Here is a 23,591-nt window from a genome sequence, read left to right on the forward strand (position 1 = left end):
CCCATGACCGCATTGAAAGAGTTGATCAAGCGCTACCAGCTGGCCAGCCTGCTGGTGCTGGCCGTGCTGCTGGTGGTGGTGCTGCCGGCCCTGCTGCCGATCTTTCGGCTCAACCTGGTGGGCAAGTACCTCACCTATGCCTTCGTGGCCATCGGCCTGGTGATGGTGTGGGGCTATGGCGGTGTGCTGAGCCTGGGCCAGGGCGTGTTCTTCGGCCTGGGCGGCTATGCGATGGCCATGTTTCTGAAGCTGGAGGCCAGCGACCCGGTCTCCACCAAGATCCAGAGCACGCCGGGCATCCCCGACTTCATGGACTGGAACCAGCTCACCGCGCTGCCGGCTTTCTGGGAGCCCTTCAAGAGCCTGCCCTTTGCGCTGGCGGCGGTGGTGCTGCTGCCCATGCTGCTGGCCTGGATCGTCAGCTTCGCGATGTTCAAGCGCCGGGTGGGCGGCGTGTACTTCGCCATCATCACCCAGGCCGTGGCGCTGATCATGACGGTGCTGATCATCGGCCAGCAGGGCTACACCGGCGGCGTCAACGGCATGACCGACCTGAAGACCCTGCTGGGCTGGGACACCCGCACCGACGGCGCCAAGTACATCCTGTACTACCTGTGCGCGGCCCTGCTGCTGGCCAGCATCGTGCTGTGCCGCTGGATGCAGACCGGCAAGGCCGGCACCCTGCTGCTGGCCATGCGCGACAAGGAAGACCGGGTGCGCTTCTCGGGCTACGACGTGGCCAACTTCCGCATCTTCACCTTCTGCCTGGCGGCCGGCCTGGCCGGCATCGGCGGTGCGCTGTTCACGCTGCAGGTGGGTTTCATGTCGCCCAGCTTCGTGGGCATCGTGCCCAGCATCGAGATGGTGATCTACGCCGCCGTGGGCGGGCGCATGAGCCTGGTGGGCGCGGTGTACGGCACGCTGCTGGTCAACGCCGGAAAGACCTACTTCTCGGAGAGCTTTCCCGACCTGTGGCTGTTCTTGATGGCGGCGCTGTTCATCGGCGTGACCATGGCCTTTCCGATGGGCCTGGCCGGCCTGTGGGAAAGCCATGTAGTGCCCTGGTGGAACCGCCGCCGCGCCAAGGCCGGGCGGGCGCCCGCCGCCACGGCCCCGGCAGTGGCCCCGGCAGTGGCCACACCGGCGGCCCCCGCGGCCACCGCGGCCGCCCCCGCCCTGCCGCCCGGCACCGCCGCGCACCAGGCCTGACCCCCGACGAACCCGACGACCCCGGAGCGCGCCATGAGCAACACCGACTTCGCCCTCGCGGTGGAAGACCTCACCGTCTCGTTCGACGGCTTCAAGGCCATCGATGCGCTGACGCTGTACATCGACAAGAACGAGCTGCGCGTGATCATCGGCCCCAATGGCGCCGGCAAGACCACGCTGCTCGACCTGATCTGCGGCAAGACCAAGGCCAGCGGCGGCAGCATCAAGTTCAAGAACACCGAGCTCACCAAGATGGCCGAGTTCCAGCGCGTGCGGCTGGGCATCGGCCGCAAGTTCCAGACGCCGTCGATCTACGAGAACCTCAGCGTGTTCCAGAACCTCGAGGTGTCGTACCCCAAGGGCCGCTCGGTGTTTGGCGCGCTCGGCTTCAAGTGCACCGAGGAGGTCAAGGCCCGCGTGCAGGTGGTGGCCGAGGAGATCCACCTCGCCGACAAGCTCGACACCGAGGCCGGCCTGCTCAGCCATGGCCAGAAGCAGTGGCTGGAGATCGGCATGCTGCTGATGCAGGACCCCGAGCTGCTGCTGCTGGATGAACCCATTGCCGGCATGAGCGCCCGCGAGCGCGAGATGACCGCCGAGCTGCTGCAGCGCATCTGCGCCAACCGCGCGGTGATCGTGATCGAGCACGACATGGACTTCGTCAAGCAGATCGCCCACAAGGTGACCGTGATGCACCAGGGAAAGATCCTCGCCGAGGGCTCGATGGACAAGGTGCAGAACGACCCGAAGGTCATCGATGTCTACCTGGGCCATTGAAGGAGCCACTCACATGCTGAGCGTGAAAGACCTGTTCGTCGCCTACGGCCAGAGCGAGGCGCTGCACGGCATCTCGTTCGAGGCCGCGCCCAAGGAAACCGTGGCCATCATGGGCCGCAACGGCATGGGCAAGACCACGCTGTTCAAGAGCCTGATGGGCGTGCTGCCCACGCGCAGCGGCTCGGTCACGGTGGCCGGCAGCGAGATCAGCAAGGACGAGAGCTTTCGCCGCGTGGCCAAGGGCATTGCCTATGTGCCGCAGGGCCGCATGATCTTTCCGACGCTGAGCGTGGAAGAGAACATCCAGACCGGCCTGGAGAACAGCAAGACCCGCCGCATCCCCGACGAGATCTATGCGCTGTTTCCGGTGCTGTGGGACATGCGCCGGCGCAAGGGCGGCAACCTGTCGGGCGGCCAGCAGCAACAGCTGGCGATTGCGCGCGCGCTGGTCACCGAGCCCAAGGTGCTGCTGCTGGATGAACCCACCGAAGGCATCCAGCCCTCGATCATCAAGGACATCGCCAAGGCCCTGAACGAGATCCGCAAGATGCGCGACATCACCATCGTGGTGAGCGAGCAGGTGCTGAGCTTTGCGCTCGATGTGGCCGACCGCCTGTTCGTCATCGAGGGCGGCCGCCTGGTGCACGAGACCGCCCGCGCCGACACCGATGTCGCGCGCATCAAGAGCTATTTGTCCGTCTGACCCACCACCCGAAGCAGGAGAGATCAAACCATGGCCGAGACCCTGATCAGTGTTGACCTGACCCAGTCGCCCACCGAGAACGAGAACATCCACAACCGCTGGCACCCCGACATCCCGATGGCCTGCTGGGTGAACCCGGGCGATGACTTCATTCTCGAAACCTTCGACTGGACCGGCGGCTTCATCAAGAACAACGACTCGGCCGATGACGTGCGCGACATCGACCTGAGCACCGTGCACTACCTCAGCGGCCCGGTGGGCGTGAAGGGGGCCGAGCCGGGCGACCTGCTGGTGGTGGAGCTGCTGGACATCGGCGCCAAGCAAGACAGCCTGTGGGGCTTCAACGGCTTTTTCAGCAAGAAGAACGGCGGCGGCTTTCTCACCGAGCACTTTCCGCAGGCGCAGAAGTCGATCTGGGACATCGAGGGCATGTTCACCAAGAGCCGCCATGTGCCCGGCGTGCGCTATGCCGGCCTGATCCACCCGGGCCTGATCGGCTGCCTGCCCGACCCCAAGATGCTGGCGATGTGGAACAGCCGCGAGCAGGCGCTGATCGACACCGATCCCACCGGCAGCCTGGCCAACCCGCCGTTTGCCGGCACCGCCCACATGGGCCGCCTGACCGGCGATGCCAAGGCCAAGGCCGCCGCCGAGGGCGCGCGCACCGTGCCGCCGCGCGAGCACGGCGGCAACTGCGACATCAAGGACTTGTCGCGCGGCGCCAAGGTGTTCTTTCCGGTGTACGTGGACGGCGCGGGCCTGAGCGTGGGCGACCTGCACTTCAGCCAGGGCGACGGCGAGATCACCTTCTGCGGCGCCATCGAGATGGCCGGCTGGGTGCACATGAAGGTCACGTTGATCAAGGGTGGCATGGCCAAGTACGGCATCAAGAACCCGATCTTCAAGCCCAGCCCGATCACGCCCACCTACAACGACTACCTGATCTTCGAGGGCATCAGCGTCGACGAGCAGGGCAAGCAGCTCTACCTGGACGTGAACGTGGCCTACCGCCAGGCCTGCCTCAACGCCATCGAGTACCTGAAGAAGTTCGGCTACTCGGGCGCCCAGGCCTACAGCATCCTGGGCACGGCGCCGGTGCAGGGCCACATCAGCGGCGTGGTGGATGTGCCCAATGCCTGCGCCACGCTGTGGCTGCCCACGCAGATCTTCGACTTCGACATCAACCCCAGCGCGGCCGGCCCGGTGAAGCACCTCGACGGCAGCGTGGTGATGCCCTTGTCGCCTGACCTTTGACCCCCCCCCCGTAGCGGCTGGCGCCGCCTCCCCCCAGGGGGCGCCGCCAGCGGCCCGGCAAAGCCGGCTCCGCGGCGGCCGCTGGTTTGCGACCGTGCCCCGGCACGGCTTTGCGCTTGAACGACAAGGATTTCGCCGCATGCCCACCTACGACTACGCCTGCGCCGAGTGCGGCGGTTTCGACGCCTTCCGCAGCCTGGCCCAGCGCAATGATCCGGCCAGCTGCCCCGATTGCGGCACGGCCTCGCCGCGCGTGTTTGCCAGCGCGCCGCGCCTGGCGCTGCTGGACAGCGGCGTGCGCAACGCCCTGGCCACCAACGAGCGCGCGCGCCACGAGCCCGGCAGCAGCAAGGACTACCAGCGCCTGCGCCACCCCGCCGGCTGCGGTTGCTGCGCACCCGGGCGCAGCAAGGCCACGGTGACGGCGGCCAATGGCGCCAAGGCCTTTCCCGGCAAGCGGCCGTGGATGATCAGCCACTGAGCCTCGCGGTGACTCAGTACAGGCGGATGGCCGTGTCGAAGTACCAGGTGCGGCGGATCTCCACCACATCGAAGTCGCGTGCCAGAGCGGGCTGGAAGGGCGGGTAGGGCGCCAGGCCCTCGATCAGCCGGCGGATCGCGTCGTCGAGCGCCGGCAGGCCGCTGCTGCGCACGAAGCGCACCGATTCCACCGTGCCGTCGGCCCGCATCGCCACCGTGACCATCGGGTCGTTGTGCGGCTGGCGGGCCAGCTCGCGCAGCCGGGCATCGAAGGCATCGCCCAGCTGGATCTTGCGCGCCCAGGTCTCGCCATACAGCGCCAGCTCGGCATTGGCGTCGCTGCGGCCGAACAGGCGGCCCCGGCGCAGCGGGCTGGCCGACGAATCGCGGGCGCTGTCGGCGCGTGCGGCGGCGTCGCGGCGCGCGGCCTCTTCGTCCAGCTGCCGGCCGATGGCCTTGAGGCGCTCTTCGCGCCGCGCCTCGTAGGCCGCGGCCTCGGCGCGGACGGCCGCCTGGCGGCTGGCCTCGGCCTGACGAGCGGCGTCTGCGCGTGCGGCTTCTGCACGAGCTGCGTCTGCACGCGCGGCTTCTGCACGAGCGGCTTCTGCACGAGCGGCTTCTGCACGCGCCGCTTCTGCACGTGCGGCCTCCTGGCGGGCAGCGGCCTCGCGTTCTGCGGCCAGGCGTGCGGCCTGCTGGCGCTCGGCCTCCAGCCGCTGGGCGGCCGCGCGCTGCTCGGCGTCGCGCCGGGCCTGTTCGGCGCGCTGGGCTTCCAGGCGGGCGGCCTCTTGTCGTAGCGCGTCTTGCCGGAGGGTCTCTTGGCGCAGGGCCTCCTGCCGTGCTGCTTCCTGTCGCGTCGCTTCCTGCCGCAGCGCTTCCAGGCGTGCGGCTTCCAGTCGCGCGGCTTCCTGCTGTGCGGCCAGCTGTCGTGCGATGGCCTCGCGCTCGGCGGCCAGGCGGGCGGCAGTCGCGCGTTCGGCTTCGACGCGGGCGGCCTCGGTGCGTGCGGCATCCACGCGCGCGGCCTCCTGACGGGCTGCGGCCAGGCGCGCGGCCTCGGCCTGCTCGGCGTCGAGCTTCAGGGCTTCTGCCCGCGCCGCCGCCACGCGTGCGGCTTCTCTGCGGGCCGCCTCGGCACGCGCCGCCTCGGCCCGGGCAGCGTCCAATCGGCTGGCCTCCACCCGCGCCGCGTCTGCCCGCGCCGCCTCTGCCCGCGCGGCTTCTGCGCGCACGGCTTCTGCCCGCGCTGCCTCTGCCCATGCGGCTTCTGCTCTTGCCGCCTCTGCCCGCGCGCTGGCCAATCGCGCAGCCTCCGCCCTGGCGGCCTCGGTGCGGGCGGCTTCCGCACGCGCGGCTTCCAGGCGCGCCGCTTCGGCCCGAACGGCCTCCAGGCGCTCGGCCTCGGCACGCGCGGCTTGCCGTTGCGCGTCCAGGGCTTGTGCGGCCTCGCGGGCCCGTTGCAGATCCAGCGCGGCCTGCGCCGCCGCCTGCAGGCGAGCCTGCTCGGCGGCTTGTTGGCGGGCCACCAGCGCTTGCGCTGCCGCAGCTGCTTGCGCTTGCGCTGCCGAAGCTGCCAATGCTTGCGCCTGCGCTGCCGAGGCCGCGGCGTCGGCCTGGCGTGCCGCCAAGGCCGCAGGTGTGGGGGCCGACGCCGCCACGGCCGGTGGCGCGGGGCCGTCGGCCACCAGCGGCAAGGTGTGCAGGGTGCTGGACCAGGCGCCGGGGGCGGCCAGCGCCGGCGCGTCGGCCTGGGTCAAGGCCGTGGGGGGTGGCGCTTCGGCCAGGGCCAGGGGCAGGCGTGCCGCGGCAGCGGGCTCGGGCGCGGCGGCGGCTTCAACGGGATGGGCTGCACCGGTGGAGTCGGGCCACGCGGGTGCCATGGGCGCCGCGGCCGGCGGCGTGGGTGTTGCGGGAGTTGCGGGAGTTGCGGCTGGCGGCCTGGTGTCAGCCGCCGCGGCTGGCCCAGGTGTCGCCGTGGGCGCAGCGGGCGTGGTTGGCGCGATGGCCGCGGCGGCTGCGGGCGCTGCCGCCGCGGCATCGGCCTGGGCATCGGCCTCGGCAGCCTCTGTCCGCGCAGCGGCGTTGGCCGCGGCATCGGCGGCCGGCGCTTGCGGCCGTGCCGGGGGCGCAGGCCAGGGCTGGGCCGCATCCGCGGTGGCCGGGCCTGGCGCGGTGGGCGGGGCGCCGCGCGGTGGGGCCGAATCGGGCGCGGTTGGCGCCGGCATGCCGCCCGGCAGCAGGCGGGTCAGCAGGGCCGGCACCGCCAGGCGGCGCTCCTGCCAGGGCAGGCTCAGGCTGGGCAGGCCGGGGCCGTGGCCGGCGTCGGTGAGGCTCAGCAGCGGCAGGTGCAGCAGCAGGCCGGCCACGGCAGCCCAGCGCAGGCGACGGCGTTCGTGCGGCAGCAGCGTGGGCTGCGGGGCCGGCGCACGGCCGGGCGTTGGCCGCCTCACACCGGCCGGGCGCCGCACACCGGCGCCATGGCGTCGGCCTGCCGGAACTGGCGCCGGTGCCGTTCAGAACTCACTGCCCACTGCATCGGCCGCATTGTCCGCTGCCCGTCAGCGCGCCCGCGGCACCGGATTCCGGGATGGTCGGCGCCCCTAATCTGAGGCCCTTCCGCGCCGGCGCGGCCGGCAGTCTGGCGGCATGCTTGGTTCACGCGGTCATCGCGTCGCAGGCGTTCTGGCGACACGCTGGCCGGCCGGCAGCCACGCGCTGACGCCCGCACGCCGCACCAAGCCCGCACCCACGCCGCCCCTGCCTCGCCCCTACGTCGCCTTCAAGTCGCCCGCACGTCTCACCAGTGCCGCCTGCGCCTTGCGCGTGCCGTGACCCCACCCGCCTGCCAAGGATTGCCGATGCCCGCCCATCAAGCACCCAGCGCCCGGCCCGCGGCCAGCACCGCCCGGCACGCGCAGCCCGGCGCCTCACAGCCCGGCATGCATCAGCTCGGCATGCATCAGCCCGGCATGGCGCACGCCGGCATGGCGTACCCGGCGCCGCTGGGCACGGCCACCCGGTCGGCGCCCGGCCGGGTGGCCGCTGAGCCGCCGCAGGCCGTGCTGCAGCGCCGCGGCGTGCCGGCCGCCGATGCCGGGCAGCGCCGCCTGGCCGATCTGGCCCGGCAAGGCCAGGGCCAACAGCAGGAAGGTGGGCAGAACGGCGTGCACAACGGCGGGCGGGGCAACGGCCTGCCCGAACCGCTGCGCGAGGGCATCGAGCGCCTGTCGGGCCTGGCGATGGACGATGTGCGGGTGCACCACGATTCGCCCGAGCCGGCGCGCTTGGACGCGCTGGCCTTTGCCCAGGGCCGCGACATCCACCTGGCGCCCGGACAAGAGCAGCACCTGCCGCACGAGGCCTGGCACGTGGTGCAGCAGGCCCAGGGCCGGGTGCGGCCAGGCCTGCGCCTGGCCTACGGCGCACCGGTCAACAACGACCCGGCGCTCGAGCGCGAGGCCGATGCCATGGGCCAGGCCGCGCTGGCCCTGGGGGGCGGGGGCAGCGGCAAGGCCCCGGCCGCACTGCGCGCGTTGCCGGCGGGCCTGGCGCCGGTGGTGCAGCGGGTGGGCGGCACCAAGATCGCGATCGAACTCGACAAGGCGACACCGGCCGACGATCCCTTGCTGGCCACACTGGTCTCGGTGTTCACCGGCTACAAGAAGGAGATCCGCGACACCAAGGCCAAGGCCAAGACCGCCTTCAAGGGCCAGGAGGCCAGCATCGACGAGCAGACCAAGTTCTCTGACGCGCTGAAGGCCGCCGAGATGGACTACGCCGAGCTGGTCAAGCGCCTGACGGACACCAGGGCGTTCAAGATCAACGACAAGGGCGTGATCCGGCGCAAGGTCAAGGCCGAGGGCGCGCAAGGCCAGACCACGGTCATCGGCCGCATCCACAAGGGCAGTGCCGCCTTCCAGAAGACGGCCGACAAGGCCGACGCCGTGGTTCAGGATGTCTATCGCAAGTTCGATCCGTCGACCAAGGACGGGCTGAAGGACAAGACCGAGTACATCCAGGTGCAGGGCCGCATGCTGCGGCGCCTGGCCTACCGCGGCATCACGCCGCTGGAGATCGACCAGATCGAGAAGGGCGGCACGGTGAATCCGCTGTTTCACACCGCGCCCGACCGCGCCAAGGCGCAGAGCGGCATGCACTTCGACGGCGGCTTCGGCAACAAGCGCAAGGCGAACGACGACAAGCTCGACCTGTCCTACATGCGCAGCTTCTCCAAGGTGACGAGCATCACGCCCGAGATGCACGGCTTTGTGCACGGCCGCAAGGGCGTGGGCAAGTTCTTCTCGCTGCGCTCGACACCGGCCGACATCACCTCGAACCACGGCGCGAGCTTCTCCGACTTTGGCGAGATCGAGCTCGACCTGGCCATGGTGCCCGAGTCGGACTTCGTGTTTCACTATGCCGATGGCGGCGGCAGCGCGCTGCAGTCGGGCGTGGCGCCGAGCGATGTCACCGACAAGACCCGCCATACCAAGGAAGTGCAGCGCGCGCGTGAATCGGTGCTGCGCAACCGCGAGGTGATCCTGAAGGCCTACCCCGCTGCCGCGGTGCGCTGGAAGCGCAAGCACAGCATCAAGGAATCGGACGTGCAGGCGCGGGGCTACAGCGATGGCTTCAATGCCGAACGCCGCCCCGACTTCGTGCTGTACGCCACCGCCTACGATCTCGGCCATGCCTCGGGCGTGGCCAACCGCGAGGCCTGGTTCCTGGGCCAGGGCCATGGCCGCAACGACAAGCAGCGCCGGTCAGGCTGGCAGCCGAACCGCAGGATGCAGGCCAACAGCTCCTACATGGCCGGCTACAAGGCCGGATACGACGGATGAGCTTCGCGCCCGAAGCCACCGAACTGTGGCGCCAGTTGCTGCCCGACCCCGCGCTGAGCTGGGTGCTGTTTCGCCACGGCAGCTGCGTGCTGCTGCATGGTGCGCCGGCCGATGCGGTGGCCCAGGCCACGGCGCTGCTGCTGGCCGCGGGCCCGGTGGTGGCGGGCACGGCCTCGGCGGATTTCGACGTGCATCCGCTCGAGGGCCTGCCCGGCTGGATGGTGAGCTGCCACCACCCGGCCATCCTGGTGCATGTGCGGCCCGAGCAGGTGGGCGGCGAGCAGGCTGCGCTGCTGGATGTGGGCCTGGTCGGCCGCGACCTGCGCGACCAGGACGCCGAGCAGCCCGAGGTGGTGGCGGTGCATCTGGCCGCCGGCTGAGGGGCTGGCTGCAGCGCGGGCCGATGGCACGGCCGCACCGGCCGCACCGGCCGCCGACAATGCGGCACCGCTGACCTTGGCGTGGCTGCCGCCGCCGCCCCGCCTGTGCCCGCCGCTGCCTGCCGCCGTCCATGAACCTGCCGCCCGAGGTGCTGGCGCTGGCCGATACGCTGCAGGTGCTGGATGTGTCGGACAACGCGCTGACCAGCCTGCCCGAGGGCCTGGCCGCCTGCAGCCGGCTGCACACGCTGTTTGCGTCGAGCAATCGGTTCACGCAGCTGCCGCCGGTGCTGGGCCGTCTGCCGGCGCTCGACACGCTGGGCTTCAAGGCCAACCAGATTGCGCAGGTGCCGGCCGAGGCGCTGGCGCCCACGCTGCGCTGGCTGATCCTCACCGACAACCGGGTGGCCGAGCTGCCGGCCACGCTGACCCGCTGCACCCGGCTGCAAAAGCTGATGCTGGCCGGCAACCGGCTCACCCGGCTGCCGGCGGGCCTGGAGGCGCTGCAGCGGCTGGAGCTGATCCGCCTGTCGGCCAACCTGTTTGCGCGCGTGGCCGATGCGCTGCCGCTGGCGCTGCTGGGCCTGCCGCGCCTGGCCTGGCTGGCGCATGGCGGCAACCCCTATGCGCTGGCGGCCGAGGCGCAGGCCGCGCGGGCCGATGCCACGCCGCACATCGCCTGGCCCCGGCTGCAGCTGCAGGGCCTGCTGGGCGAGGGGGCCTCGGGCCACATCCATGCCGCGCTGCTGGCCACCGAGGGCGCCACGCAGGCGGTGGCGGTCAAGCTGTTCAAGGGCGCGGTCACCAGCGACGGCCTGCCGGCCAGCGAGATGGCCGCCAGCATCGCCGCCGGCAGCCACCCGCACCTGGTGGGCGAGCTGGGCCAGATCGACGGCCATCCCGATGGCCGCCTGGGCCTGGTGATGCGACGCGTGCCGCCGCAATGCCGGGCGCTGGCCGGGCCGCCCAGCATGCACAGCTGCAGCCGCGATGTGTATGCCCCCGGCCTGCGGCTGCCGGCCCGGCGCGCCGAGGCCATCGCCCGGGCCGTGGCCTCGGCGCTGGGCCACTTGCATGCGCGCGGCCTGGCGCATGGTGACCTGTACGCGCACAACATCCTGGTGGACGAGGGCCAGGCCTGCCTGCTCAGCGACCTGGGTGCGGCCTCGTTCCTGCCTGCCGACGACGCAGCGCGTGCCGAGGCCCTGCGTGCGCTGGACTGGCGCGCCCACCGCGTGCTGGTGGACGAGCTGGCCGAGCGCTGCGACGCGCCGCAGGCGCTGGCGGCCTGGCGCGGCTGAGCTTGCGGGTGGGGCCTGCGGGGGGGGGGGGCTTGCGCTCAGCGCAGCCCGCTGCGGCCCAGCTGCTGCACAAAGGCGCTGCAGGCGCGGCCGGCATCGGGCTGCTGGCGCCACTGCTGGGCCAGCAGGCGCAGTGCCGGGCGCAGATCGCGCGGCAGCGTGCCGTCCAGCGGGTCGTCGGCCACGGCGCACAGGTGGTCGGCGTACAGGCGCCGCGCCTGGTGGTCGCAGTCGAGCAAATCCATCACCGCGGCGGCCAGCCACTGAAACTGCTCGGCCGGCAGCTCGGCCGCGTCGGCGGGCTCGCCTGGCGCGGTGCGGTGGGCCGGCCAGGCCGCCAGGCACAGGTACTCGATCGGGCCCAGGCTGCGCCGGCGGCTGCCCTGCGCGGTGGTGGCGCGGCCGGCCGCCCGCTCGGGGCCTTGCGCCGCCCCCCAGCCGGCACGGCGGCCGCTGGGCAGCCGGCCCTGGCTCAGTGACTGGGCCAGGGTCTGCGCCACGGCTGCGCGGGCGGCATAGTCGCCACGCTGGTTGACCTCGGCCAGCACGCGCAGAAAGGCCGGGTAGAGCGCATCGCCCAGGCCGCTGCACACCCGCTCCATCAGCGCCACCGCCGCCTGCTGCTGGGTGCCCAGATCCACGCAGCCGTGGATCAGCGCCTGCGCGGCCTCGGTCCAGCGCGGCTGGGCCAGCAGCTGGGGCGTCTGCTCGCCGGGGCTCACGGCGTGCCGGTCAGCCGGCGATCAGCGCGGCCAGCACACGCTCGGCGTGCTGCTGCACCGAGAGGCCGCGCAGTTCGGGCGTCAGGTCGGCATGCAGCGAGGCGGCCTCGCCCCGGCCCAGGCCGTCGAGCCAGGCCGCCGGGGCGTGGGCTGCGGCCGTGCCTGGCGCGGCCGGTGCCGGGCCCGGCACGGGCCAGTGGGCCGACGCCTGCAGCGCCAGGGCGGGGGATGACAAGGGTGCGCCGATCATGGCCGTGCCAGGGGGTGGGGGAGTGGCGCCGAGCTTAGCCGCCGCGCCGGCCGGTGGGCATTGCGGCTGGCCCTATTTCGGCGGCCGTTCAGCCGAACAGCGTGCGCAGCAGGTCGCGCACGATGGCGGGGCGGGCCAGCAGCTCCTCGTTGAGCAGGGCCACCAGGCTGCCCATCTGCAGCAGCAGCACCAGGTGGCCCACCACCGACTTGATCGACATCGACAGGCTGAACACGTTGAGCTGCTGCGCATAGCGGTTGACCAGGCCCAGCACCCCGTCCACCAGGTACAGCAGCAGCAGCGAGGGCGCGGCCACCAGCAGGGCCATGCGCAGCATACGGCCGAACTCGTGCTCGAAGGCCAGGCGGCCGGCGGGCAGCAGCTGCCAGGGGCCGTGCAGCGGCCACAGGGCGTAGCTGTCGAGCAGCAGGGCCGCAAACAGCATGAAGCCGCCGCTGGCCATGAACACCCAGCTGGCCAGGCGGGCCAGGAAGGCGCCGCTCAGCGAGGTCTGGTGGCCCGACATCGGGTCCTGCACCTGGGCCTGGGTGGCGCCGACCTTGTTGTCGATCAGCTGGCCGGCCATCTCGAAGGACCACATCAGCCCGCCGAACAGGAAGCCCAGCGCGGCGCCCATCATGGCCTCCAGGCCATAGGCCTGCGCCCATTGCCAGGGGCCCAGGCGCAGCGGCTGCAGGTCCTGCACCAGCAGGCCCAGCATGCCGAGCGCCAGAAACAGCGCATTGCGGACCAGCGCCGGCACCAGGTCCTGCGTGAACAGCGGCAGCAGCAGGAACGCCGTGGCCACGCGCATGGCCGACAGGCCCAGCGTCAGCGCCGCGTCGGCCGGCTGGGTGGCCCAGGTCTCGTACATCGCGCGGTCTGCCGCGGCGCGCTCAGGGCGTCAGCCGGACCATGCCCGGAAACTCGCTGAACACGCGGTCGCCCAGCTGGTACAGGCTGCCGCCCAGCAGCGCGGCGGTGATGAAGATGGTGACCACGATGGCGAAGAACTTGGCCACGTACTGCACCGTCTGCTCCTGCAGCTGGGTGGCGGCCTGCACAAAGGCGATCAGCAGGCCCACCACGGCGGCCACCAGGATGGGCGGCGCCGACAGCAGCAGCACCAGCCACAGCGCGTGCTGGGTGAGTTGGATGACTTGGTGGTTCATGGGTGGTAGGTGAGCACCAGGCCGTGGGTCAGCTTGACCCAGCCCTCGATCAGCACGAACAGCAGCAGCTTGAACGGCAGCGACACGGTGGTGGGCGAGAGCATCTGCATGCCCATGGCCATCAGGATGTTGGAGATGACCAGGTCGACCACCAGAAAGGGCAGAAAGATCAGGAAGCCGATCTCGAAGGCCACGGTCAGCTCGCTCACCGTGAAGGCCGGCACCACCACCAGAAAGTCGCGCTCGGTCAGCGTCCTGGCGCGCTCGGGCTTGAGGCTGCGCTGCGCCGTCTTGAGAAAGAAGCTGCGCTCCAGCGGCCGGCTGTGGGCGATCAGGAAGTCGCGCAGCGGCTCCTTGGCCGCATCGGCGGCGGCCAGCATCTGGCTGGTGGAGGCCTTGCCGGTGTCGGGCAGGGCGGCCAGGCGGTCCTGCATCTCCACGCCCACCGGGTACATGACGTAGATGCTGAGGATCAGCGCCAGCCCGTTCATCACCACATTGGGCGGCACCTGCTGCAGGCCCATGGCATTGCGCAGCAGGCTCAGCACGATGACCAGCTTGGTGAACGAGGTGATCATCACCGCCACAAAGGGCGCCAGGGCGATCAGGATGACGGTGACCAGCGCCGAGGCCGGCGTGAAACTGCTCAGGTCCATGGCTCAGCTCGCGTCGATGCGCAGCGCCTGGCCGCTGCCCCAGGGCAGCAGGCGGCCACGGGCCAGCACGGTGGCGGGGCTGGCCGCGTCGATCAGCAGGCAGGTGGCGGGCGGCGGCGGCGAGGCCGGGCCGTCCCAGGCCTGCCAGCCCAGCAGCGGCGCCAGCGGCAGCGGCGTGGGCCAGCGGCACACCAGCTGGCAGTGCCGGGTGCCCGGCGGCGTGGGGCCGGCCGGCGCCGCCGTGGCCGTGGCCGCCTCGCCGATGGCCCGCAGCCGCGTGCCGGCCGGGCCGGGCAGCAGCAGCAGGCCACCGGGCTCGAGTGCCTGCAGCTCGTCGGCCAGCAGCCACCATTCGGCCAGCAGGCTTTCGGCCAGGGCCGGCTGCCATTGCAGGCCGGCCAGGGCCGGCTGCCATTGCAGGCCGGCCAGCGCCGGCGCCACGCCCAGCCCGCGCAGCAGGGGCCAGGGCAGGGCCAGCCGGGCCTGGGCCTGCGCGCCCTGCCAGAGGCCGTGGGCCATGCCGGGCGGCCAGGCCGGGGTGGGCATGCCGGGTGCGGACGTGCCGGGTGCGGGCGGCCAGTGCCAGGCGTCTTCGGGCACCAGGCCGCAGGCGGCCAGGGCGTCCAGCAGCTCGGCGGCCTGCTCCAGCGCCACCGCGGCGGCCGCGGCGCAGGCCGGCACGCCGGGCGCCGCGCCATCGCGGGTGGCCAGCCACAGCTGCGCGCCGCCGGCTGAAAACTGCCAGGCCTGCGGCCGGGCCGGCGCCACGGCATGCAGCTGCACGGCGGGGGCGAGCGCGGCCGGGGCCGGGGCCGCGGCGCTCACTGGACTGCCCTGCGCGCTCATGCGCGACGGCTGACCATCATGCGGGTCAGCTCGGTGACGGCGCGCGCCTGCATCTTGCGCATGCCGCGCGAGCGGTACAGCTCGACGCTCTTGAGCGAGAGGTGGATCTCGTCGGCGATCTGCTTGTTCATGCGACCGTTGACCACCAGGCCCAGCACCTGGCGTTCGCGCGGCGACAGCAGCTGCATGCGGCGTTCGAACTCGTCGCGCGAGCCGGCCAGGCCGGCCTCGGGGCCGAGGTCGAGCTCGGCGGTGGTGAAGGCGCGGTCCAGCGCCGCGCTCAGCGCGCCATCGTCCAGCGGCTTTTCCAGCAGCGAGACGGCACCGCGCTTTTGCATCGCCGCCACGGCCAGCGGCACGTCGGCATGGCCGCTCATGTAGATCACCGGCAGGTTCAGGCCCTGGCTGTGCAGGGCGTCGTGCAGGTCCAGGCCCGACAGCTCGGGCATGCGCACATCGAGCATCAGGCAGCCGGTGTCGGCGCAGGGGCCGGCGGTGTTCAGGCGCGACAGCGAGCGCAGCGCGTCGCGCGGGTCGCCCCAGTCGCGCACCTGGCAGCCCAGGCCCTCGAGCCAGAAGCGCAGCGAATCGCGGAACTCGGTGTTGTCGTCCACCACGTAGATCTGTCGGTTGCTCATGCGGGTGTGGGGGTTGCGGGTGAGGGCGCCGTGGCCGCGAGCGGCAGCGCGAAGTGAAAGCAGCAGCCCGCGCTGGCGCGGCGGGTGAACCACAGCCGGCCCTGGTGCATCTCGATCAGCGAGCGGCAGATCGACAGGCCCAGGCCCATGCCGTTGGGCTTGGTGGAGGCAAAGGGCAGAAACAGGCGGGCCTCGGTCTGCGGCGTGATGCCGGGGCCGTTGTCGGCCACGCACAGCTCGGCGCGGCCATCGGCCACGGCCAGCGTGATGTCGATGCAGGGCGCGGCGGGGCGGTCCAGGCGCAGCGCATCGAGCGCATTGCGCAGCAGGTTGATCAGCACCTGCTGCAGCATCACCGCATCGGCCAGCACCGGCACCGGCGTGGCCGGCAGCTGCAGCGACAGCTGCAGCGCCTCGCGCTGCAGATCCCAGTCGAGCAGGCCCAGGCTCTGGTGCACCAGGGCCACCAGGTCCAGCGGGCCGGCATGCGGCTGGCGCGACTGGGTGTACTCGCGCACCCGGCCGATGATCTGGCTGGCGTAGCTGACCTGCTGCAAGGCCTTGTCGAGGGCCGCCAGCTCGTCGCTGTCGTCGGGATGGCGGCGCGCCACGCGCAGCTTCAGGCCGCGCAACAGGTTGGCGGTGGCGCCGATGGGCTGGTTCAGCTCGTGCGCCAGCACGCTGCCCATCTCGCTGACCGTGAGCGAGCGCGAGGTGAACAGCAGGCCCTCGCGGTCGTCGAGCTGGCGCTGCAGCTGGTGCAGGTGGGCGCGCTCATCGTCCAGGCGCAGCAGCATGCGGCCGTCGCCCAGTGCTGTGCGCTGGGCCTGGTACTCGCCGCTGCTGCCGCAGCGCCAGCGCGGGCCCGGCGCGGCGGCCAGGGCCGCCGGCAGGCCGGGCAGGGCGGCCGCCCAGCGCGCCACCGACTCGCCGGCGGTGCCCGGCAGCAGCGCCCGCATCGGCGCGTTCAGCGCACCCAGCGTGTCGCCGTGCAGCAGGGCCAGGGCCTGGCCCTGCTCGCCCAGCGCCTGCAGCAAGGCGGCTTCGGCCGCGCCGGCGGCGGTGTGCACGGTGGCGGCTTCAGGCGCCGTCTGGCGGCTGTGGCCCGGGGGGGAACGGCCCGGCGCGATCACTGGGCGACGCTCCGTGCTTCGCACTGCGGGATTCGCACTTGGGGGAGGCCCGGCGCGATCATGCGCCGGTCTCCTGCGGCCACAGCGCCTGGCTGCACACCAGCCAGGGCAATGACGGGCGCGCGGCCAGCAGGGCGCGCAGGCTGGAGCTGGCCTGGGCCAGCACCAGCGCCTCGGTCCAGCGCGCCAGGCCGCCGCCATGGCCCTCGAGGCGCAGTTCGCAGCTCACCTGGCCGGGCGCGCAGGGCAGGGCCGGCCACAGCTCGCGCAGCGTGCGCGGCTGGCCTTGCGGCGACAGGCCCAGGCGCAGCGCCCACCAGCGCAGCCCGCCGCCCGGCCGCACACTGCGCCAGCGCGCCGGCCAGCGCCGGCCCTGCCACAGCAGGGCGTCGCCATGCGGCTGCAGGCAGGCCAGGCCGGCCGGGCTGGCCAGCAGCACCGGCCGGCCCACGGCCCAGGCCTGCAGCGCCGGGCGCAGCGCGGCGGCCGATTCAGGCTGGCCCGCCGCCTGGCGCAGCTGCCGCAGGGCGGCCTGGGCCCAGGCGGGGCAGTCGGCCGGGTCGGCGGCGCGCTGACCGGCCCGGGCTTCGGGGCCGGCCCCAGGCTGGGTGTCGGGATGGGTGTCGGGCTGTGCTTCGGGCTGTGCGTCGGGCTGGGCGGCCAGCCAGTCATGGGCCTGGCCGCCGTGGCCGGCCCCTTCGCCCGGCGTGTCGGCATCGGCATCGTCGGCTTCGTCGCGGCTGGGCGGCTGGCGGCCGGCGGCGTCGAACAGCGCGCGCCACTGGCCGGCATCGGCCGCTTGCCAGCGTGGCAGCTCGCCGCGGCTGGCTGTCAACGAGGCCAGCAGCGCCGGTGCCAGGGCCTGCACCGCGGCTGCGGGGTCGAGGCCGGGCCGGGCCAGCCAGGGCGCGGCGTCGGCCAGCGGCCCGTTGCCGGCGGCGCCATCGGCCGGCGCTGCACCGTGGGCGCTGGCGTGGCCGACGGCCTCGCGGCGCGGCAGGCCGCCGGCCAGCAGCAGCGGCATCGCGGCCTCGGGGGGGCGGTCGGGCGCGGCCGCGTCGGCGTCGCTGCCGCGCGGGGCTGGCGCCAGCGTGGTGCCGGGATCGTCGGCCACGATGGCCGCGACGTTCAAGGGATGGCCGCTGAGCCCGGCGGCCTCGTTGAGCGCGGTGAGGCCATGGACGGCACTGGTGGCATTGGTGGCACTGGTGGCACTGGTGGCACTGGTGGCACTGGTGGCCGCCGCGTCGCCAACGCCCGGCGCCACGGGCCCGGCCAGCGCCGAGGCCTCGGTGCCATTGGCGCCTTCGCCGGGGGCCCCGGGGGCTGCCGCTGGGTCGGCCTGCAGGGCCGTGGCCCAGGCCTGCCACAGATCGGCCGGCGGGACGGGCTGGATGGCGCCGATGCTCATGGGATCGGCCGGTGGCCACCGCGTGAGCATGCCCACGCGGCCAGCGCCTGCCATGTCTGGCGCCGGCATGCCGGCGCGCTGACCGGCGTGGCTGCTGGCTGCGTTGGAGGAACTTCAGCGTGGCAGCACCCGGCTGTGCGCTGCCCGGCTGGGCGGTGGTCGGTCGTGCGGCACCCGGCTGGGCGGTGGTGGGCCGTGCTGTGCTCGGCCGTGCGTTGCACGGCGCTGCGGTGTGCGGGCCTGGGGCGGCGAAGCGGGCTCATGTCGGGGTTGAGGTCGGCGTTGAGGTCGGCGTTCAGGTCTGCGTTCAGGTCTGCGTTTGCGGTGTCGGGCCGGTGACGCGTGCGCTGCCGCCGGCTGCGCGCAGTTGCAGGCCCAGCAGGGCGTGGCCGGCGGCGCGCAAGCGGCGTTCCAGGGCGTCGAGCTGGCGCCGGGCCTGGGGCAGGGCGGCGGCGGGCACCTGCAGCACCAGGTTCAGCGCGGCCTGCGGCGCGGCCTGGTGGATCTGCAGCGCCCAGTGCGGGCCGACGGCGGGCAGGGCCAGGGTCCAAGTGGCGCCGGCGATGGCGGCCCGCGGGTTGGCCACCCCGGCGTCGGCCGGGTGCTGCAGCTGCCGGTGCAGGCCTTGCGCGGTGGCCGTGCCGGCCAGGCGCGCAACACCGGCCGGCGCCGACCCGGGGCTGGGCCAGGCCGGCACGGCAGGTGGCGGCAGCAGTGGCAGCAGTGGCAGCAGCGGCCACAAGGGCATGGCCGGGGCCTCGGGTGGCGCCGGCTGGGACATGGCCGATGTGCCTGAGTCATCCATTGACGGATCGGCCGGCGCATGATGGCCCGAGGCATTGCGCGAGTCATTGCCCGAAACGTTGCCCGAGCCGTTGCCCGAGCCGTTGCCCGAGGTATTGATCGACGCACTGCCCGACGCATCTGCCAACGCATCGGCCAGCGCATCCCGCGGCGCACGGGTCGCGGCAGCCGCGGGCGCCTGCGCCGCCGCGGCCTGCTGCCGGCCGCGGTAGGCCTGGCACCAGCCGGGCAGGTTGGTGGCGTGCGCCGCGGTGGCGCTGCCGGGCGGGTTGAGCGGCCCGGGCGGCAGGGCCAGGCCGGCAAGGCCGGGGTGCTGCCGGCCGATCATGCCGGGGGCGCGCCGCTGCGCTGGGTGTCGTCGGCCTCCAGCTCGGCCTGCTGCTCGTGATGGCCCAGGCGCAGGCGCTGGCGGTCGGCCAGGGTGGCGTCCACCGCCGATTCGCGGGCCTGGGCCCGTGCCAGCGCGGCGCGGCAGCGCTGCACCTGCTGCTGGGCGCCGTGCAGGGCCTGCTGCTCGTCGATCAGCGCGTACTCGTCGCGCTCGAGGCGCTCGTGCAGCACGGCGCGGTGGGCCGCCAGCTGCCCGGCCCAGCGCGGCAGATCCACGCAGCCGGCCCCGCCCCAGTGCCGGGCCAGGGCCTGCAGCGCCTGGTGCTGTTGGGCGATGCCGTGCTCGCGGCGGCTCACGCTGTCGCGCGCGCGGGCTTCGGCGGCGCGGGCCTGGGCCAGGGCCCGGCGCTCGCGCTGCACATGCAGCTGGCGCAGGCGCTGCCACTGGCGCGCATCGCCGTCGGCCAGACGGGCCAGGGCCTGGCTCATGCGACGATCTCGCGCAGGTGCTGCAGGCAGCTGTCCCAGCCGGCCGGCTCGTGCGTGCCCTGCTGCAGCAGCGCGCGGATCTGCGGCAGGCGCTCGATGGCCTGGTCGGCCAGCGGGTCGCTGCCGGCCTGGTACTCGCCCACGCGCAGCAGGAACTCGACCTCCTTGTGCCGCGCCATCAAGGCGCGCAGCTGCGCGGCGTCGCGCTGCTGCTGCGCGCCGGTGACGCGGTTGAACACGCGGCTGGCGCTGGCCAGCACGTCGATGGCCGGGTAGTGCTGGGCCTGGGCCAGCGCGCGCGACAGCACCAGGTGCCCGTCGAGGATGGAGCGCACCTCCTCGGCCACCGGGTCGCTGCCTTCCTCGTCCTCGGCCAGCACGGTGTAGAAGGCGGTGATGCTGCCGTGGGCGTCGTTGCCGGCGCGCTCGAACAGCCGCGGCAGCTCGGCAAACACCGAGGGCGGATAACCGCGGCGCACCGCGGGCTCGTGCGCGGCCAGGCCCAGCTCGCGCAGGCCGCGGGCAAAGCGCGTCACCGAGTCCATCATCAGCAGCACACGCCGGCCTTCGGCGCGCAGGCCCTCGGCAATGGCGGTGGCGGCATGGGCGGCACGCACCCGCTCGAGCGCCGGCCGGTCGGAGGTGGACACCACCACCACCGAGCGCGCCAGGCCCTCGGCGCCCAGGCTGTCGTCGATGAACTCGCGCACCTCGCGGCCGCGCTCGCCGATCAGGCCGATGACGTTGACCTCGGCCCGCGTGCTGCGCGCCAGCATGCCCAGCAGCGTGGACTTGCCGCCGCCGGCCATTGCGAAGATGCCCAGGCGCTGGCCTTCGCCCACGGTGAGCAGCGCGTCGATGGCGCGCACGCCGCACACCAGCGGCTGGGCCACCGGGCGGCGCTGCAGCGGAGGCGGTGCGTCGCGGTACAGCGGCACGCGCGGCAGGCCGTCGAGCGGCGGGCCGTCGTCCAGCGGCTGGCCGAAGGCGTCGATCACGCGGCCCAGCAGGCCGCTGCCGCCGGGCAGCTGGGCCACCTCGGCCAGCACCTCCACCGCCGCACCCACCGGCACGCCACGCAGCGGGCCCAGCGGCGCCAGCACCGCCTCGTGGGCCTGAAAGCCGATCACCTCGGCCAGCAGGCCACGCTCGTGCGGCTGCTGGGGATCGAAGACGCGGCAGCTCTGGCCCACCCGTGCGCGCACGCCAGTGGCGCGCAGCAGCGTGCCACCGGCCTGCACCACGCGGCCCAGCGTGGCCACGGTGTGCACCTGCTGCAGGCTGCGGCGCAGCTCGGCCTGGCTGGCCAGGCCGAGGCGGGGGGCGGGCGGCTGGCTCATCGCGCCAGGCCCCAGGCGCTGGCCAGGCGCGCCAGCTGGGTGTGCAGGCCGGCATCGGCACTGCCAAACTCGGTGAGCAGGCGGCAGTCGGTTTCGGCCAGCGTGGCGTCGGCCACGATCTCGGCAGCGGCCAGGCCGGCGCTGTGGTCGGGATCGAGCGCCTGCAGTTGCTCGCGCAGGCCGGCCACCTGGGCCGGATGCACCAGCAGCCGCCAGGTGCGCGCGGGCAGCAGCTCGCGGGCGGCCTGGCTGGCCAGGCGGGCCAGCGGCTCGTGCGGCGGCAGCGCGCCCAGCAGCTTGCCAAACACGGCCAGGGCCAGCTCGGGCAGGGCCTGCTGCCATTGCGCGCGCTGCTGCTCGTGGGCATGGGTGAGCCGCGCCAGCGCATCGGCCAGGGCGGCCTCGCTGGCGGCGCGGGCATCGGCCAGGCCCTGGGCCAGGCCTTCGGCGCGGGCCTGCGCGCAGGCCGCGTCGATGCGCGCCTGGGTGCCGGCCTGCAGTGCCTGCAGGGCCTCCACCAACTGCTGGGCCTGCAGCAGGGGCGGCACCTCGGCGGCACGCAGCACGCGCCGATCGGACACGATGCCCATTGCCTGCGGTGGCTGGGCATGCCAGAGCATGAAGCCGTTCATGCGGCGGCCTGCGCCGGCGTGGGCGCCGTGGTGGTTTGCAGCGCCAGTTGCCGCTGCAGGGCCAGGGTGGCGTCCAGCACGGCCAGGGCCGTGGGCTGCGGCATCACCCAGGCCGCCACGCTGCCCAGGCGGCGGCTGGCCGCATGGCGCAGCGCACCGTGCGGCAGGCTGGCCAGCAGCACGGTGGCACCGGCCTCGCCCAGCTCGCGGCGCAGGCGCGCGCTGCGCTCGGGGGCCGGGTCGGCGCCGTGCAGCGAGAGCCCATCGGCGTGGGCCGCATGGGCGGCAAGGGGGCTGGTGGCGGAGTCGGTGTGGCCGTCCAGCAGGCTGGCCAGCAAGCCGTCGGGCAGGCCATTGGGCAGACCATCTGGAAGGCCGTCGGGCATGGCGTTGTGCGGACTGACGTGCGGGGTGACGTGTGCACTGTCGTGTGCGCTGTCGTGCGGGCCGCCACCGGCCGGCCCGCCCGGCGCCTTTGGCAAGGCCGGCCAGGCCGGTGCGGTGCGCAGCGCACGCCACCACGGCGCGCCCAGCGCGCAGCGCGCCAGCTGGCGCAGCGGGCCGGCGATCCACAGGCGCAGCACCGGCGCCGCCAGCACCGAGCCGCAGCGCAGCGCCAGCTGGCGCAGCTCGGGTTCGTCCAGCGCCAGCCAGGCGGGGGCCTGGCCAAGCTGGGCCCAGCTCAGCGTGCGGGCCTCGTCGGGGGCGTCGTCCAGCAGGCGGCGGGCCACCTGGGCGCGCCGTTGGCGCTCAGTCATGGCCGGCGGCCTCCAGCGCCAGGGCGGCGCCGCCCTGCTGGCGGCGGCGGCGCCAGGCCAGCACGCCGGCACCGCCCAGGCTGGCCACGCCCAGCGTGATGGCCAGCGCCAGCGGCACGCCCAGCGGCTGCGCCGGCGGCAGCACCGCCGCTGGCGAGGCCTCGGCCGCAAAGGCCACCACCGAGACGCTGTCGTAGGGCAGGCCCTCGACGCTGTTGACCACCAGCGCACGCACCTTGGGCAGCAGCGCGTCGACCTGCAGCCCGGGCCGGTGCTTGATCATCACCGAGGCCGACGCCGGCCGCAGCTTGTCGGACAGCGGATGGCGCTCGGGCACCACCAGGGTCACGCGGGCCTGCAGAACGCCGTCGATGCTGGTCAGCGTGTGCGACAGCTCCTGCGACAGCGCGTGCATCAGCCGCGCGCGCTCCTCCACCGGGGTGGAGACGAAGCCTTCACGCTTGAACACCTTGCCCAGGCTGTCGTAGTCCTCGCGCGGCAGGCCCTGGGCCTTGAGGATCTGCACCGCGCGCGGAAAGTCGGCCTCGTCGGTGAGCACCTCGAAGCCGATCTCGCGCGCCAGCTTCTGCGCCGGCACGCCGGCCAGGCGCAGCGCGGCCACCATGTCGTTGGCCTGGCGTTCGTCGAGCCGGGCATACAGGGTCTGCTCGCCGCAGGCGGCCAGCAGCAGGCTCAGGCCCAGGCTCAGGCTGAAGGGGAGGGCGCGCAGGCGTCGCAGCGGATTCATCGGTGCCTCAGGACTGCTGGCGGAACAGTTGCTGCAAGCCCTCGGACGTGCGGTTGGCGATGTTCGAGGTGAGCTGGCAATGGAACATGAACTCCTGGCAGCGCACGGTCAGGTTGACCAGCTCGCCCGGCGTCAAGGCCTGGCCCGAGGCCGCGGCGGCGCGTGCATCGCGCCCCAGGTTGGCGGCCTCGGTGTTGATGTGGTCCAGGGGCTGGGCCAGGCGCTGCATGGCGGCGGCGGGCCCGTCGGCCGGCGGCGCTGCATCGCTGCGCTGCAGCGCACCGGCCAGGGCGCGCTCGAAGCCGGCGGCCTCGGCCATCGGCACGGGCCGGCCCAGGCTGCCGAGCGAAGCCCCCGCGCCGAGCTGGATCTCGGCCACGGGGCCCAGGGCAAGGCCCGGGTTCATCACTGCTTGCGGGCCATGGTTTCGAGCGCCGAACCCACGGTGGACACCGCGGTGTGCGAGCTGCTGGCCAGAAAGCTCATCTTCAGCGACATGGCGGTCAGCTCGGTCACGTCGGCCGGCTTGTCGCCACCGGCGCCCACCGCGGCCGACTTGGTCTCGATGTCGCCGGCCTGCTTGTCCAGCGCCTGGCCCCAGGCGTCGGCCATGGCTTCGAACCAGGAGCCCGAGCCGCTCTTGCCGGTGCTGTTGCTGGCGAGGGGCGAGGCGGCCAGGTTGCCGAGGATGGATGAGGTCATGAGAGGTCCTTTCGG

Annotated in this window: 26 protein-coding genes; 8 read left to right on the top strand and 18 right to left on the bottom strand. The window is 73.4% G+C overall.

Annotated features, from left to right (window positions below; translation table 11 throughout):
• The first annotated feature begins 3 nt into the window (after positions 1-3).
• The 5 genes from urtC to N4G63_RS22440 all read left to right on the top strand — a co-directional run bounded on the left by urtC (position 4) and on the right by N4G63_RS22440 (position 4,424).
• A complete protein-coding gene (gene urtC, locus N4G63_RS22420; protein WP_260789843.1) occupies positions 4-1,209 on the top strand; it encodes an urea ABC transporter permease subunit UrtC in 1,206 nt (401 codons plus the stop codon).
• Between the two features lie 33 nt (positions 1,210-1,242).
• Complete coding sequence (urtD, locus tag N4G63_RS22425) at positions 1,243-1,986, top strand: urea ABC transporter ATP-binding protein UrtD (protein WP_314600328.1); 744 nt, start codon at positions 1,243-1,245, stop codon at positions 1,984-1,986.
• 13 nt (positions 1,987-1,999) lie between these two features.
• Positions 2,000-2,689 (top strand): urea ABC transporter ATP-binding subunit UrtE, encoded by a 690-nt coding sequence (urtE, locus tag N4G63_RS22430; protein ID WP_260789845.1) that lies wholly within the window; start codon positions 2,000-2,002, stop codon positions 2,687-2,689.
• A gap of 30 nt (positions 2,690-2,719) precedes the next feature.
• Complete coding sequence (gene fmdA, locus N4G63_RS22435) at positions 2,720-3,943, top strand: formamidase (RefSeq protein WP_260789846.1); 1,224 nt, start codon at positions 2,720-2,722, stop codon at positions 3,941-3,943.
• Between the two features lie 139 nt (positions 3,944-4,082).
• A complete protein-coding gene (locus N4G63_RS22440; protein WP_260789847.1) occupies positions 4,083-4,424 on the top strand; it encodes an FmdB family zinc ribbon protein in 342 nt (113 codons plus the stop codon).
• A 13-nt stretch (positions 4,425-4,437) separates the two neighbouring features.
• On the opposite strand, the gene N4G63_RS22445 is transcribed toward N4G63_RS22440, so the two are convergent.
• Entirely contained in the window at positions 4,438-6,789 is a 2,352-nt protein-coding gene (locus tag N4G63_RS22445; RefSeq protein WP_260789848.1) for a TonB C-terminal domain-containing protein, read from the bottom strand.
• Between the two features lie 588 nt (positions 6,790-7,377).
• On the opposite strand from N4G63_RS22445, the gene N4G63_RS22450 reads away from it, so the two are divergent.
• The 3 genes from N4G63_RS22450 to N4G63_RS22460 all read left to right on the top strand — a co-directional run bounded on the left by N4G63_RS22450 (position 7,378) and on the right by N4G63_RS22460 (position 10,945).
• Positions 7,378-9,264 (top strand): eCIS core domain-containing protein, encoded by a 1,887-nt coding sequence (locus tag N4G63_RS22450; protein ID WP_260789849.1) that lies wholly within the window; start codon positions 7,378-7,380, stop codon positions 9,262-9,264.
• A complete protein-coding gene (locus N4G63_RS22455; RefSeq protein WP_260789850.1) occupies positions 9,261-9,644 on the top strand; it encodes a hypothetical protein in 384 nt (127 codons plus the stop codon). The genes N4G63_RS22450 and N4G63_RS22455 overlap by 4 nt, the downstream gene beginning before the upstream one ends.
• Before the next feature lie 131 nt (positions 9,645-9,775).
• Positions 9,776-10,945, top strand: a complete 1,170-nt coding sequence (locus tag N4G63_RS22460) for a leucine-rich repeat-containing protein kinase family protein (protein WP_314600329.1) — start codon at positions 9,776-9,778, stop codon at positions 10,943-10,945.
• 38 nt (positions 10,946-10,983) lie between these two features.
• On the opposite strand, the gene N4G63_RS22465 is transcribed toward N4G63_RS22460, so the two are convergent.
• From N4G63_RS22465 to N4G63_RS22545, 17 genes are all read right to left on the bottom strand, one after another.
• The gene (locus N4G63_RS22465; RefSeq protein ID WP_260789852.1) at positions 10,984-11,667 is read right to left on the bottom strand and encodes a hypothetical protein; all 684 of its coding nucleotides are present in this window, start codon (positions 11,665-11,667) and stop codon (positions 10,984-10,986) included.
• 10 nt (positions 11,668-11,677) lie between these two features.
• Positions 11,678-11,902, bottom strand: coding sequence for a hypothetical protein (locus N4G63_RS22470; protein ID WP_260789853.1), 225 nt, complete (start codon positions 11,900-11,902; stop codon positions 11,678-11,680).
• A gap of 103 nt (positions 11,903-12,005) precedes the next feature.
• A complete protein-coding gene (gene sctT / locus N4G63_RS22475) occupies positions 12,006-12,791 on the bottom strand; it encodes a type III secretion system export apparatus subunit SctT (RefSeq protein WP_314600330.1) in 786 nt (261 codons plus the stop codon).
• A gap of 22 nt (positions 12,792-12,813) precedes the next feature.
• Complete coding sequence (sctS, locus tag N4G63_RS22480; RefSeq protein ID WP_260789855.1) at positions 12,814-13,089, bottom strand: type III secretion system export apparatus subunit SctS; 276 nt, start codon at positions 13,087-13,089, stop codon at positions 12,814-12,816.
• The gene (gene sctR, locus N4G63_RS22485) at positions 13,086-13,745 is read right to left on the bottom strand and encodes a type III secretion system export apparatus subunit SctR (protein WP_314600331.1); all 660 of its coding nucleotides are present in this window, start codon (positions 13,743-13,745) and stop codon (positions 13,086-13,088) included. Before sctR ends, sctS begins: the two co-directional genes overlap by 4 nt.
• A gap of 3 nt (positions 13,746-13,748) precedes the next feature.
• Entirely contained in the window at positions 13,749-14,591 is an 843-nt protein-coding gene (locus N4G63_RS22490) for a hypothetical protein (protein ID WP_260789857.1), read from the bottom strand.
• Complete coding sequence (locus N4G63_RS22495) at positions 14,588-15,229, bottom strand: response regulator transcription factor (protein ID WP_260789858.1); 642 nt, start codon at positions 15,227-15,229, stop codon at positions 14,588-14,590. Before N4G63_RS22495 ends, N4G63_RS22490 begins: the two co-directional genes overlap by 4 nt.
• A complete protein-coding gene (locus N4G63_RS22500; protein ID WP_260789859.1) occupies positions 15,226-16,299 on the bottom strand; it encodes a sensor histidine kinase in 1,074 nt (357 codons plus the stop codon). Before N4G63_RS22500 ends, N4G63_RS22495 begins: the two co-directional genes overlap by 4 nt.
• A 121-nt stretch (positions 16,300-16,420) precedes the next feature.
• Positions 16,421-17,773, bottom strand: coding sequence for a hypothetical protein (locus tag N4G63_RS22505; RefSeq protein WP_260789860.1), 1,353 nt, complete (start codon positions 17,771-17,773; stop codon positions 16,421-16,423).
• A 307-nt stretch (positions 17,774-18,080) separates the two neighbouring features.
• Positions 18,081-18,905: a hypothetical protein gene (locus N4G63_RS22510; RefSeq protein ID WP_314600332.1), complete on the bottom strand. Its 825-nt coding sequence runs from the start codon at positions 18,903-18,905 to the stop codon at positions 18,081-18,083.
• Positions 18,902-19,396: a hypothetical protein gene (locus N4G63_RS22515; RefSeq protein WP_260789862.1), complete on the bottom strand. Its 495-nt coding sequence runs from the start codon at positions 19,394-19,396 to the stop codon at positions 18,902-18,904. The genes N4G63_RS22510 and N4G63_RS22515 overlap by 4 nt, the downstream gene beginning before the upstream one ends.
• Positions 19,393-20,736, bottom strand: a complete 1,344-nt coding sequence (locus N4G63_RS22520; RefSeq protein WP_260789863.1) for a FliI/YscN family ATPase — start codon at positions 20,734-20,736, stop codon at positions 19,393-19,395. Before N4G63_RS22520 ends, N4G63_RS22515 begins: the two co-directional genes overlap by 4 nt.
• On the bottom strand, positions 20,733-21,368 hold the full coding sequence (locus N4G63_RS22525) for a FliH/SctL family protein (protein WP_260789864.1): 636 nt from the start codon (positions 21,366-21,368) through the stop codon (positions 20,733-20,735). Before N4G63_RS22525 ends, N4G63_RS22520 begins: the two co-directional genes overlap by 4 nt.
• The gene (locus tag N4G63_RS22530; RefSeq protein WP_260789865.1) at positions 21,365-22,126 is read right to left on the bottom strand and encodes a hypothetical protein; all 762 of its coding nucleotides are present in this window, start codon (positions 22,124-22,126) and stop codon (positions 21,365-21,367) included. Before N4G63_RS22530 ends, N4G63_RS22525 begins: the two co-directional genes overlap by 4 nt.
• Positions 22,119-22,874, bottom strand: a complete 756-nt coding sequence (gene sctJ / locus N4G63_RS22535) for a type III secretion system inner membrane ring lipoprotein SctJ (RefSeq protein WP_260789866.1) — start codon at positions 22,872-22,874, stop codon at positions 22,119-22,121. The genes N4G63_RS22530 and sctJ overlap by 8 nt, the downstream gene beginning before the upstream one ends.
• A gap of 7 nt (positions 22,875-22,881) precedes the next feature.
• Positions 22,882-23,280: a hypothetical protein gene (locus N4G63_RS22540; protein WP_260789867.1), complete on the bottom strand. Its 399-nt coding sequence runs from the start codon at positions 23,278-23,280 to the stop codon at positions 22,882-22,884.
• The gene (locus N4G63_RS22545; protein WP_260789868.1) at positions 23,280-23,576 is read right to left on the bottom strand and encodes a hypothetical protein; all 297 of its coding nucleotides are present in this window, start codon (positions 23,574-23,576) and stop codon (positions 23,280-23,282) included. The genes N4G63_RS22540 and N4G63_RS22545 overlap by 1 nt, the downstream gene beginning before the upstream one ends.
• Positions 23,577-23,591: the final 15 nt, after the last annotated feature.

The sequence above is a fragment of the Aquabacterium sp. OR-4 genome, from assembly GCF_025290835.2.
GTDB lineage: Bacteria > Pseudomonadota > Gammaproteobacteria > Burkholderiales > Burkholderiaceae_C > Pseudaquabacterium.